Annotated in this window: 15 protein-coding genes; 3 read left to right on the plus strand and 12 right to left on the minus strand. The window is 43.4% G+C overall.

The genetic code is table 11. The annotated features are described in order from the left end of the window. Window positions 1–6: 6 nt before the first annotated feature. The 12 genes from C9J12_RS25770 to C9J12_RS25825 form a co-directional block, all read right to left on the minus strand. Window positions 7–852: a hypothetical protein gene (locus C9J12_RS25770; RefSeq protein WP_107245374.1), complete on the minus strand. Its 846-nt coding sequence runs from the start codon at window positions 850–852 to the stop codon at window positions 7–9. Further along, complete coding sequence (locus tag C9J12_RS25775) at window positions 839–1,054, minus strand: hypothetical protein (RefSeq protein WP_107245377.1); 216 nt, start codon at window positions 1,052–1,054, stop codon at window positions 839–841. Before C9J12_RS25775 ends, C9J12_RS25770 begins: the two co-directional genes overlap by 14 nt. After that, window positions 1,051–3,570, minus strand: a complete 2,520-nt coding sequence (locus C9J12_RS25780) for a VirB4 family type IV secretion system protein (protein ID WP_107245380.1) — start codon at window positions 3,568–3,570, stop codon at window positions 1,051–1,053. The genes C9J12_RS25775 and C9J12_RS25780 overlap by 4 nt, the downstream gene beginning before the upstream one ends. Window positions 3,571–3,588: 18 nt before the next feature. Beyond that, a complete protein-coding gene (locus tag C9J12_RS25785) occupies window positions 3,589–3,903 on the minus strand; it encodes a hypothetical protein (protein ID WP_107245382.1) in 315 nt (104 codons plus the stop codon). Further along, window positions 3,900–4,274 (minus strand): hypothetical protein, encoded by a 375-nt coding sequence (locus tag C9J12_RS25790; protein ID WP_107245384.1) that lies wholly within the window; start codon window positions 4,272–4,274, stop codon window positions 3,900–3,902. The genes C9J12_RS25785 and C9J12_RS25790 overlap by 4 nt, the downstream gene beginning before the upstream one ends. Window positions 4,275–4,568: 294 nt before the next feature. Continuing rightward, window positions 4,569–5,048 (minus strand): hypothetical protein, encoded by a 480-nt coding sequence (locus C9J12_RS25795; protein ID WP_107245387.1) that lies wholly within the window; start codon window positions 5,046–5,048, stop codon window positions 4,569–4,571. Further along, on the minus strand, window positions 5,032–5,217 hold the full coding sequence (locus C9J12_RS25800; protein ID WP_107245389.1) for a hypothetical protein: 186 nt from the start codon (window positions 5,215–5,217) through the stop codon (window positions 5,032–5,034). Before C9J12_RS25800 ends, C9J12_RS25795 begins: the two co-directional genes overlap by 17 nt. A 164-nt stretch (window positions 5,218–5,381) precedes the next feature. After that, window positions 5,382–5,795 (minus strand): hypothetical protein, encoded by a 414-nt coding sequence (locus C9J12_RS25805; protein ID WP_107245392.1) that lies wholly within the window; start codon window positions 5,793–5,795, stop codon window positions 5,382–5,384. After that, window positions 5,789–6,310, minus strand: a complete 522-nt coding sequence (locus tag C9J12_RS25810; protein WP_107245394.1) for a hypothetical protein — start codon at window positions 6,308–6,310, stop codon at window positions 5,789–5,791. The genes C9J12_RS25805 and C9J12_RS25810 overlap by 7 nt, the downstream gene beginning before the upstream one ends. A 25-nt stretch (window positions 6,311–6,335) precedes the next feature. Then, on the minus strand, window positions 6,336–6,560 hold the full coding sequence (locus C9J12_RS25815) for a hypothetical protein (RefSeq protein ID WP_107245396.1): 225 nt from the start codon (window positions 6,558–6,560) through the stop codon (window positions 6,336–6,338). A 176-nt stretch (window positions 6,561–6,736) separates the two neighbouring features. Further along, the gene (locus C9J12_RS30530; protein WP_146150115.1) at window positions 6,737–6,991 is read right to left on the minus strand and encodes a hypothetical protein; all 255 of its coding nucleotides are present in this window, start codon (window positions 6,989–6,991) and stop codon (window positions 6,737–6,739) included. A gap of 372 nt (window positions 6,992–7,363) precedes the next feature. Then, entirely contained in the window at window positions 7,364–7,552 is a 189-nt protein-coding gene (locus C9J12_RS25825; RefSeq protein ID WP_107245401.1) for a TraY domain-containing protein, read from the minus strand. Window positions 7,553–7,742: 190 nt separating this feature from the next. On the opposite strand from C9J12_RS25825, the gene C9J12_RS25830 reads away from it, so the two are divergent. From C9J12_RS25830 to C9J12_RS25840, 3 genes are all read left to right on the plus strand, one after another. Beyond that, the gene (locus C9J12_RS25830) at window positions 7,743–8,384 is read left to right on the plus strand and encodes an XRE family transcriptional regulator (protein WP_107245404.1); all 642 of its coding nucleotides are present in this window, start codon (window positions 7,743–7,745) and stop codon (window positions 8,382–8,384) included. A 437-nt stretch (window positions 8,385–8,821) separates the two neighbouring features. Continuing rightward, window positions 8,822–9,682, plus strand: a complete 861-nt coding sequence (locus C9J12_RS25835) for a hypothetical protein (protein WP_227876463.1) — start codon at window positions 8,822–8,824, stop codon at window positions 9,680–9,682. Between the two features lie 826 nt (window positions 9,683–10,508). Continuing rightward, window positions 10,509–10,742 carry a DinI-like family protein gene (locus C9J12_RS25840; protein WP_107245408.1) on the plus strand — a complete coding sequence of 78 codons (234 nt, stop codon included), beginning with the start codon at window positions 10,509–10,511 and terminating at the stop codon, window positions 10,740–10,742. Window positions 10,743–11,108 lie beyond the last annotated feature (366 nt).

Raw genomic sequence — 11,108 nt, forward strand, 5'->3', positions numbered from 1 at the left:
ACCCTCCTATGGCCGCATTGGGCTTTCATCAATGGTGACACCCTGTTGTAAGGTGTCTTTGGCGTGCTGTATCTTTTTCATTTGAGCCTTGTACCGGTTGACGTTGTGCTCATTTTCCGTCTGGTTGAGGCTATCAAAACGGGCGGCTTGCATTTCATTGAGTTGTGCCATTTGACTAATCAGAATTTGGTTCTGCTCGACCAGTAGCTGCAGCGTGGCCAACTCACTTTCATCCCCTAATGTCAGGCGAGAACTATCAGTTGCCTGAATACGGCGGCGGCTGTCGGCGTTTTCTTGTTGATATTGCGATAACAGTACCCGTTGTTGAACACCCATGTTTGTGCGTTGGTAGGAGCGGTTGAGCGTATCGGGGACATAACCGATCACGTCGTTGGCCTGTTGTTGCATGGTGTGTTGATCATCAACATGACCATAACGGCTATCTGCTTCGTCAACCCCCTTTTTAATGAGTCCAAATGATGCCGCACGCATATCAACCCCCTCAAAGGGACGGTGTTGATATGCTTGGTTGGCCTCTTTCCAGAACCGCGCCCATTGTTTTTTGTCCATCCGGCTTTTTAATCGTTCCGCCTGGCGTAACAAGTGCTCATATTCCTGCATCATTTGTTGATACTGTTGGAGTGCATTCATGAGTTGATCTTGACTTAACCCTGTTTGCTGTAATATTTCGTCATACTCCTTCATCATCTGCATGTATTGGGTAAGCTGCTGTACCAGGTTTGCCACATCAATGGTTAGAATACCGGATGCGTGTAATGGTCCCCCCCACAAGGCACTCGATAGTAGAAGGCTGAGTACAGACCGTTTAAGCCGGTATTTACAGTTGTTCATGTTCACCTGCCTTTACGCCTAATCCTGGGACATAAGCGGTTAGTGATTCTGCATCCTCGCAAGAGATTGTTTTGTCGTATTTCACGCCGTGTTCGTTAACGAAGGTGACACGGCATTGCTCCTCCTGGAAAAAGTGGGGGAGTATAAAACTGAATACGACCAGCCCTATTCCCAATGTGACGGGCTCAACATATAGCTTCATCGTGTTTCCTCCTTGTTCAATGTTTGACAGATACGGGATACGGCGACATCGATATCTGTTTCTTCGGCGTAGATACGATTGGCGACACTGGCCTCATAGGGATTAGAGGTTGCAATCACGTATTGCTCTGATTCCACATGCAGGTTCACCACTTTACGCACCCCAATATCGGACTGGATAATGTACATTTTCTGTTTCTTTTTGAGTCCGGCAATGGTGTGGCAATCATCGTCAGTCAGGAAGGGGAACGCGTGCAGGTATTCCGCTTTCACCATGTTGTCGTCGGCCATGAAAATAAAAGTGGTTGCCGCTGCCATGAGCGTGCTCCATTCTTTTAAGTTGCTATAGTGCTTGGGGGATTGGGTCCAAAAGCCCATCCCGCCACCCCACTTGAACCAAGTACGTGCTTTGGCAACCAGAAATTCTGCGGCCCCTTTTCGGGCTAAGACGTATTGGCATTCATCAATTTCTAGAAATTTCGGCCGTTCACGGTGTGTGGGATTTTCAAACAACCGCACAGCCCGAAAGAATATTTCGGCATTGACCAGTTCTTGTAAGGCTGGAGAGTCTTTCACCCCTTCCACGTTGTAGACCGAATAGGGTTTGTCCAGTACCCCTACCGCATCGATATCATTGTCAAACAAGTTGCCGTATGTGCCGCCACGGCGAAACTGCGCCAGTTTTTGTTGGACACCACGGGAGCAGTGCCCGAGTAAGCCTGAAAAGTTTCGTAGGGCAGGGTTGGTGATGCGCAGAACCTTGACGATGGCTTCATTAATTTCAATTTGCTCGTTGGCGGTTAAGGTTTGTAACGCCGGTGATTCGTTGAGACGCAGCATTAAACGAATTAAACCGCTCATGTGCGACTTAAAACGGTCATCATGCTCGTCGTTGGCCATTGAAAACGGGTTGAACCCTTGGGTTGTTGAGGCATCCTTGAGACAAAAAATAGCCCCATCGTCACCAAAGAAACGGGCAATAGGCTCTGTACCGGCATCGATGTCCATTGCGCAATACATACCGCCTAATTTTGCAAAGTGAGTGGCAATGCAATTTTTAGCAAAGGTCTTGCCGCTTCGGGTTGGCCCCACGCCAATGACCAAGCATTTATCACCGACAAAGGGGGTGTAGTGGAACGGGACACCATCATCACTTTCAAAAATATAGACCGCTTCTTCTTCACGGTTGCCTAATGGCCAACGTGGCAGTCCCTCGTTGGAGCGAAACGGCAAGCTTATCGCTGCGGCTTGGGTGACATTCACTTCACTGTCACGCAGTGTGGCATCAATGTTGCCGACTAGGAGGTTTGAGAAGCTGTCGAGTAGGCCAACGCTTTCCCAAATTAAATGAAAATCGGCATTTTCTAATACCGTATTGAGGCGTTTAACACGTTGATTCAGTGCGGTGACATCGGTATCAAAGACCACAATACAACTGGTTGATATACCGTACCGGTCTGCGTTATGACGGACATCATCCAGTTCATCCATTAACCCTTTCAAACGTGAATCGCTATTGATGCGCTCTTTAATGGCCATGACCGAAGAATTACCGGTCATGTAATCGGTGGCCCGCATCTGGCTGCGGTAAATATCCTGCTCTTTACTGTCCACTAATCGCCCTCGTTGAAAGCGGCTCAGTGGTCTGAATCGGGTAAAATAGAGATAGTTGCCGGATTCAAGAACGGGGTTAAGCGTATCGGCGCACCAGGCGGATTCGGGCATGTATTCCCCGCCAACGCCGACCACACTTGCGATACGGGCATAGACGGTTTTTGCGCCTTCAATTTTCAATGTTGGGACACCGTCCATATTGACGACGTTGATTTCACCGTCTGCCAGTAGGGTATCCCATCGTTCGACAGGGGCCGTTTGTTTGGCATGGAGATAATCAGTATTGAGGTTGACAAGGGCGCGTTGCAATCCCCATAGTTCATTGACACTGCAGCGGGTGTTGTTCAGGGAGACAAACCCCAGTCGAATATCAATATCGTCTAAGGTTTGCCACAGCTTATTGATTTGCTGTTTGAGTGACTGGTATTCCAGCACGATACTGTCATGGTGGTTGAAGGCTGACTTTAATGTGTTGCGAGCATCACTATCAAAGAGAGCATTAAACAAGTTTTTCAGTAGGTCTACCGAAAACAGACTGTTGTAATTGTTTTCTGCAGGTACATCAATGACCCAATACAGTGACGAACTATTGAGGTCACGACGAGTATTCAAGAACGTTTCCCGTCGGCGTGATACCAATTCTACGCGTGGGTTTGATTGTGGTTTTAGGTGAATGTTTGCCTTGTCGATATGGATATAGTATTGCGTTACGCTGACATCAACAGGGAGGCGCTGGAACATATTGCGCAAGAGAGCGGTGATCCGTTGTCGGTCATTGTCACTGACGGATGCGGGCTCTATCCCTGATAATTTCAATGCACCTAAAACACTGCCTGTAGTGGTCAATACAGTATTGTCCATCACACCGTAGGTGCGTACGGTCGCATTGAAGGGATAGGCCATTTTATTGTACTCCTTGTGTTAAAAGCTTTTTATCCAGGTGATTAATGTACCCAGTCCAAATAAACAAATAGCGCCGATACAGGCACGAAAAACAAACCCCAATGCCGCCCCACCTTGTTTGGGTATCGATACCCATAAGCCAATGCCAACGGCCAGTGAGCAGAAGACCACAAACATGGTTCCTGTGCCGCCGAGAAAATCGACGAGCTCTTGGAAGAACGCCCCAATGCGAGCAAAAGGCCCCGATGATGGCGGGTCAAGAGAGACGGCATTGGCTGTTGAAACCAGTAATAGGCTAAGGCTGGCGAGTCCTAACCGTTGTTGTTTTTTCATTGTTGTTTCCTTTTCTTGGTGAATGAGTGAAGGGGTAATGCGTCGTTACCGCGTAACACGATGAGTTTTTTTGGTTCGGTATACGTTGCGGTTAATTTGCCAGGATGTCGCCACATCCGAAGCCAGATGCGCCATGCTTGAGCATCATTGCTATGAATGGATTGGAGCGGGATAAAGATGAGAGCGAGCCAGGCAATACTCAGTACGCTACCCACTATCCAGCCGGTTAGTTTGAACATGATCCCAACACCAAACAGCGCAATCAGTAACGCAGCGACAAAGACGGTATCGGGGATACCCATGACGGTTTTTTGATGTTTGAAGACGGATTTGTTTTTAAGATTGGGGTTTTGTTGTGCAGAAGGGCTCAATACACCCTCCGTAAACGGAAGAAAGGTTCTATCCAAGAAGGACGAACATAATGATAAATCAATAAGGCTACCGTCAGAGCCGCGAATTGATTGACCCCTAGAAACAATAATATTGTCGCCATCGTGGCGATAATCCCCACCCCCATGACTACTATGTCATCCTCACAATGCGTTAATTTGCTCATGCAATGGGAGCACGTAAAGAAGGCGTCATAATGATTAAGGGGAGGAGGGGCTATCGATTGGCGGCAACATGGACATGAATACGTCATATTTATACCCTTGTTTATTGCGTTACTGTTCACTCTCCATCAAGGCGTCAAACGACGTAAAACCCATGGGAGAACAGTCTCTTATTGCTTGTAGCAACCCCTCTTTTTTCAACAGTGGTTGCTGCAAAATGTCTGCCGCGACAGCACAATGTTCGTCACGAGCGGTATAGAGTTCAATTTCAATGGCGGTGTCATCGAGCGGTACACGCTTAAAGCCATAAAAGCGGACCAATAGAGCCACAATGTCTTGTGTCGATAAGTGAATGCGTTCACTTTCTTCGGCAAGAAACACACAATACAGCGCGGGAATTAACGGGGAAGACCAGCGCGAAGATGCTGTACTGACTGCAATGTTTGATGTTTCAGGCTCCATGATATGCACAAGGTGATAACGCGTGGCTTGTGGGTGACTCGTAGTTGTTGTTCGTGAGGCAGTAATTTGCGGTAGGGTCATTCTTGCGACCGCACTATGCAGTGCGGATAAATCAACGTCGAGTTTCACGGGTTTCTCCTCCCTCAATATCCGCCAGTGACAAGCCAAAGGATTGTGCATCACGGAGTCTTTCAATGCGTCGTCTTGCTTGGCATTGTCGCTGGCAATAGGCGGTATCACGGGCTTCTTTTTTAAGTGGAGCGGATTGGTAAGCTAAAAGAAATTCGTTTTTATTCATTTCAGACCTCCCTATAAATAACAAAATGTCATCATCAATATGGCGTTTTGTTATTGAGTGGAAGTTGTAAAATACACCCTTGCGAACAAGGGCGACACAAGTGTGTATTAAAGGCTAGGTTGCTCATGTTTACTGTCATGGGTTCGCGTTGCTCAGCAATGACATTACCCATCGAGCGCATTATTCGAGGTGGAAATTGGTGTGATTGACAGCTTGGTATGACAGAGCGTGAATGCTTGTTTTTCTAATGCAATCACGGCGGTCTCTGTGCATGTTTGGGTTTCAATCTTTACGTTGAATTGCATTTTATCACCGTACCCTGTCACGCTGAATGTTGAGTTGTTATAGTCCTGTGTCCACATAAAGGCATACGGGGGATTGTTAATGATATGACCTCGGTCTTTTATTGTGATATCGCCTTGTGTATTTTTAACGATATTGACCGATGTCTGCATGTCGCTGTTCTGGACGGTTAATTGAAATATATCGGATGAGCTTGCCAGTACATTGGGTGACATGCTCATTAGAAGTGCAGGGAAAACAAACGGGAGCAAACGTATTGTCGTCATTGCTACCATAAACCTTGCTCCTGTTTCATTGACGTAGACGTTGGAATAGAGATACAAACGGTCGTGTTGTCCTCTGATTTTTCTCCTAATAAAAAAGTCTGACACTGTTTTTTGTTTGTTGGCGTTTTTTCTAACAAGAATGTATCGACTCGGTCAAAGTTTGATATTTTTATCGAGAGTTTTACGGATTGCGGTGATACGCGCTTAGTCCATATGCGCCACCCTTTCATCAGTTTTTTAATGCTCCCATCCGGTTGACGTGTTGGTTTAGTGAGATAGCTCTCTTGTGGTGTACCCTCGTCTTGTTTATCAAGGATGTACCAACTTCCACCCAGGTCATTTTTAATCGTTACCTTTACTTTAAAGTCGGCGAGGAATGGTGACGTTGCTTCGTTTGGGTTTGCAGGGAACGTCGTTTTATATTCCCCTTTGTTGATGTTCTCTGATACAGGGTTATCAGCCGCGATCGTTGACGAACTGGCCAATATTAGCGCTGAAACAATTATCGGATTTAATACGGACATTATTTTCAATTCCTTTATTGTGAATCTATCCTTTTGGTTTGTGTTGCTGATTAACCCATTGGGCGGTGACATTGGATAATGTTTTACCGTCTTTATTGCCAATCAATGCTTGCTGTATCATTTGTGTAAACGGGGCTTGTTCTTTTACGGCTTGAGTTGCTATCGACAGGGCCTGTTTATCTGCACCGTGTCGTGCACGAACTTGGGTTCGAAGTGCTGTTATTGCGTTGGACAGATTCTTTATTGCCATCTCACCGGTTCCTTTGCTTGATGAATGAGGATGCCGCCATTGATAACGCTAAAATTAGGTAAGTGTAAGCTAAGACTAAGCGTATCAATGACGGGCTTATTGGGTCGTGTTTCTCTATAGAGAGCATGTGTATTGATCTTGTTTAAAGGTCAATACAGATACTGACTAACAACGTTTTAATGGCGGTGATAACCATAGTAAGGCCATGTTCTTTGTCTGGATTTTGTTTTGCACAATGCGCCATCTTTATTGATGGAGTACCGCATTCCTACTTTTAACTGATGGGTGGATTCTGTTAATAATATGGTGTTTTGTAACACCGTCCCGATAAATGCGCTCATCAAATGCTTCTTGCGTACAGCCAGTCGTACCGCGTTATTGACGCGCTTGTTTGGCAAGTAAGTGATGCGTTTGTTTAGTAAATGGTTCATATCAAGTCCCTCTCGATTTAAATTGGATAGTAAAGACTCCGTTCACACATGAATGGTTTAGTCGGAGTTATAAACCAATTCCGCCAAGACGCTTCCGTCTTTGGATGTGCTGATGCCGTGGCATTTATGAACTTTTTTGTGATCACACAGGGCTTCATATTTGGTCTCATTGACTACGGTCTTATCAGCATTTCACAATGCGTATTTTCGTTAACCTCCACGTTCTATACTTTCTCAAGTTATGAAGTAGAAGCGGCACGAGTAGTTGAGGCAACCCATCCAAGTGTTTTATTGAAGCAACACTCTTTGGCTTTCAAGTTGTTAAAGAGCGAATAGTGTTAATTCCAAAATGGAATCAACAATCACAAAAAATCAATCTTTCTTGTGTGTACTGGCTAATTCTTTCCAACCAGCCCCGCCGAATCGGAGGAGGTGATCTTTAATTCGAACGCCAGCTTCTTTGCGTTTAGCGCGCTCATTGGATTTGGCTGATGCGTTTAACAACGCATTGCATTCCTCATCGATAAACACACTGACAGTAATGTACTTCTTCTGGGTCATACTCAGGTCCTTTGTACTGCGAAAGGAGTACTGTATGGATGATCATGATGACAAATAGTAAGTTACACCAAATTGAAAGTAAAGCAAAGTTACGCGATATCAATCAAAATATAAACACAGTTGAGATTATAAGCGCTAATATTAAGTGTAATAAGCTAAACATAAATGTATAAAAGACTAAAATAAAGGAATGAGGAATATAGGTTTTAGAATTAAAAATAAACGAAAATTGAGGGGTTTAACTCAAGAACTTTTGGCGAAAAAAGTGGGGGTAACTAAGGCCGCAGTATCAAGGTGGGAAACCGGAAAAAATACTGTAGCAAGTGATAAATTATCATTATTAGCTGATATTTTAGAAGTTAACGCTGATTGGTTATTGACTGGTGATTTGTTTGCAAGTCAGAGTGAAGCTGATTCTGCTGTATTTTGGGCTCCTTTATGCAATGAAGTATGTGCTTCAGCCGGTAATGGTGAAATTAATTGTGATTATACTGATCGCGAATTAATACCAATACCTCAACGTTTTATTCGTTATCAAAATAATAGGGAAACAATATTTTGTGTACTGGTTAAAGGGGATTCGATGAGTCCAGTCTTGCTTGATGGTTCAATAATTGCTGTTAATAGTATTGTGAATGATATTAGAGATGGTCGTATGTACTTGATCAAGCAGGGAGATTTGTTGAGAGTGAAAGTACTGCAACGGTTACCAAATAAAATTTTATTACAAAGTTATAATGTAAAATTTAAAGATGAAATTTATGAAGACAAAGACACTGATATTCAAATACTTGGAGAGGTGTTCTGGTTTTCATCATTAGTTCCAATTTGATGTATAGAGATATGAAAAGTAAAGTAAAGTATAGTTGTTGTTTTCTATATTTTATTTATAATAGATTGAGTATTTTAGAGTGAAAGTGCATTACATAGCACGTTACTACATAGTTTTCTATGTAGTGTATTTTCTAAAATATAGAATGTGTTAGGCGTGAGAACCTGACTATATAGCATTTGCAAAAAGCCTGAACTTACCAGAATGGGTTCAGGCTTTTTTGTATCTGGAGATCAAGTGTTTGATCTTTTTATCGATTCTGATTATAGTGATCTAAATGTTTGGCCTCTCAACCCAGACAAACCTAAAACATTCTGGAATTAATATTATGAAAAACCCATCTAGTTGCACTTTGCAACCTCAAAGACTCAGACACCATTTCTATCACCATAATGCCTTAGCGTTTGCTTTGTGTACTTATGTTGAGGATGTGTGTCATGGCATTTGCTGAATCCTCAATATCACGCCCACAACTTACACCCGTCACGCCGACTAAAGGCGAGTATGACGCCGAATACCGTGCTAAGCGTAAGTTACGCAAGCAAGCGTTAATCGAATTGCATCATGATGTGGTTGAGTGTGAAAACCAAAAGTTGCAAGCCCAGGATAAACCCACTAACTTTGCGATTGGCTTTCGTGCGAGACGATTACTGAGAAATGGTGAGGTTGAAACCCTGCCACAGGAATTTGCCCGTATTTTAAAAGGGTGTGAAGAGTTCATTGATAACCCCAATCGATTCCCTTCATTACACGCTTGGTGTGATGCAACCAACAATGTTCAATCACGACGTCTTATTGCCAAGGTGCTTGCTTGTATCTTGCCGAATACTGATCTGATTGGTGGCCGTGTCGGTGTACCGACAGAAGCGGGCATTAGAACAATTAGCTACGATCAGTTACAAGAAGACTATGCGCTTCGATTTGGTGAGTTTATTTCCCCGAACAGCTTCAAAAAAGCGATTCAGCACTTAGGCCACGCCGGTTACTTTCATTCTGAACGCATCAATGTGTGTGTCGATCAAAAGAGCGGTACAGTGCGTAGTGCGGCGGCCTTCAAGCAATTTACCGAGCGTTTCTTCTCTGATCTGAAAGTGGTGCGTTATAGCAATATCTGTCAGATGATCATTGCGACAAGAGAGCGACAGAAGAAAAAAGGGTTACGGTTCTTTTGGGTGGCTCGACGTCTTTTGATGGAAGGTGTGCAGCAAATCTTTAATGCCTCCACACTCAATGACTATGCTGATACGACCTCTACGGTGTTCTCTGCTTACCAACACCCTCAACAAGTCCCATTATAGCGATCTTAACGTATCCGCGAGAGCGGAGGATTCTGCACGCCTGAACCTTGTTGAATGACTCATATTCTTCGAACTCCCTGCTGTCTATCCACTAGAAGTGTGATCTCCCTCTGTTTATCCATTGATGTTTCCAATATGAATATGATAACAAACTTATTCACACTAAAGGTAGTGCAAGAAATATACCCTAGAAAGTAATCCAATAAAAAACCTCAATAACCAGCGTAAGTTAGAAGACTACGTAGTTAGATAAATATTAAGATAAATATAAAAATAAATAGTTAACTAAAATAAAAGCACGCAGCAAGCTGCTATTAAGTACCTCCCATTCAATTATCAATATTATCGACCCCTTAACTTTATTACATCATTGAACGGGCCCCATCGAGGTCATCTACTCGTTCAACAAAAACTTACCCTCCTCAAACCTGACGCTATAAAGAACGCGTGGCAGCACCTTCTTGTCATCCGACAGGATATTCCCCATATATTTCAACCCTTCGCAGAGAAAGAGCCGCTTTGTAAGAAGGAAAGGGGCGTTGAACCCAGTGATATTCGCACTAGAACGCACCAGGAGCGATTAAATCAACGTTAAGGGTATTGGGCTTAGGATATTTCGCTACGCTCAATATAAGAGCATTGGGGAGCATTAACCTTTATCCGCGATCTTTTTGATCAGTGAAGATCATCAGATATAACTTTATTTGTGACGCTGTAACACTAAGGATAAATCACTTTCCTGATATGTGATGTAAGGCTGTTGCTTTAAATGATACTGTATATATAATCACTGTGATTATATACAGTATTAAATTTAAGGTGTTGTATGAAAATTGAATTGATGGTGAATAAAACAGGATTACCGAAAAATGGTTACTCCAAACTAGATAATGAGTTTACTCGACGCATTCATGCTCGATGGCCAGAGGCACATATTCGGTTACGCAAAGGGAACAATAACAATTTGACCGTGTTAAGTGCATCAAAAGGTGAGAAAGAAGCTGTCGGCAAACTATTAGAAGAAATGTTTGAAGAGGCTGATGAATGGCTCTACGAATAAGCGGCTTATGAGCTTTTCGATGGGTGTTTGTGGTAAGTCGGCTGGTAATATTAGCGTTAAAATGTACCAGTCGATAAGTAATATGTTGAAATATAATAACTAATTATTGGTATACTTTTCTGTTAATGGCCCCTCCGTACATTTTTACAACATATCACTGTAATTACGATAATTACAGTAAGCATCATAATTACGGGTTTTGAGGGGGTTAGGTAATGATAAGATTAGTTCGTATATAAAAGGGTTCTCTGACTAAAAGAACGGTTTGTCACCAGATTCCTCTGTAACCCTTGGTATCACTAGGCTGCAGCCAAAAAATCGATTTCAATATCGCTTAGCAGAAAATCGATAACCTCTTGAATATTA

Origin of the sequence: Photobacterium frigidiphilum (assembly GCF_003025615.1) — a bacterium.
Classification (GTDB): Bacteria; Pseudomonadota; Gammaproteobacteria; order Enterobacterales; family Vibrionaceae; genus Photobacterium; species Photobacterium frigidiphilum.

Bases quoted from the DNA above. Each gene is read 5' to 3' on its own strand.
- C9J12_RS25770 (WP_107245374.1), bottom strand. From the start codon at position 852: ATGAACAACTGTAAATACCGGCTTAAACGGTCTGTACTCAGCCTTCTA.
- C9J12_RS25775 (WP_107245377.1), bottom strand. From the start codon at position 1,054: ATGAAGCTATATGTTGAGCCCGTCACATTGGGAATAGGGCTGGTCGTA.
- C9J12_RS25780 (WP_107245380.1), bottom strand. From the start codon at position 3,570: ATGGCCTATCCCTTCAATGCGACCGTACGCACCTACGGTGTGATGGAC.
- C9J12_RS25785 (WP_107245382.1), bottom strand. From the start codon at position 3,903: ATGAAAAAACAACAACGGTTAGGACTCGCCAGCCTTAGCCTATTACTG.
- C9J12_RS25800 (WP_107245389.1), bottom strand. From the start codon at position 5,217: ATGAATAAAAACGAATTTCTTTTAGCTTACCAATCCGCTCCACTTAAA.
- C9J12_RS25805 (WP_107245392.1), bottom strand. From the start codon at position 5,795: ATGGTAGCAATGACGACAATACGTTTGCTCCCGTTTGTTTTCCCTGCA.
- C9J12_RS25810 (WP_107245394.1), bottom strand. From the start codon at position 6,310: ATGTCCGTATTAAATCCGATAATTGTTTCAGCGCTAATATTGGCCAGT.
- C9J12_RS25815 (WP_107245396.1), bottom strand. From the start codon at position 6,560: ATGGCAATAAAGAATCTGTCCAACGCAATAACAGCACTTCGAACCCAA.
- C9J12_RS30530 (WP_146150115.1), bottom strand. From the start codon at position 6,991: ATGAACCATTTACTAAACAAACGCATCACTTACTTGCCAAACAAGCGC.
- C9J12_RS25825 (WP_107245401.1), bottom strand. From the start codon at position 7,552: ATGACCCAGAAGAAGTACATTACTGTCAGTGTGTTTATCGATGAGGAA.
- C9J12_RS25830 (WP_107245404.1), top strand. From the start codon at position 7,743: ATGAGGAATATAGGTTTTAGAATTAAAAATAAACGAAAATTGAGGGGT.
- C9J12_RS25835 (WP_227876463.1), top strand. From the start codon at position 8,822: ATGGCATTTGCTGAATCCTCAATATCACGCCCACAACTTACACCCGTC.
- C9J12_RS25840 (WP_107245408.1), top strand. From the start codon at position 10,509: ATGAAAATTGAATTGATGGTGAATAAAACAGGATTACCGAAAAATGGT.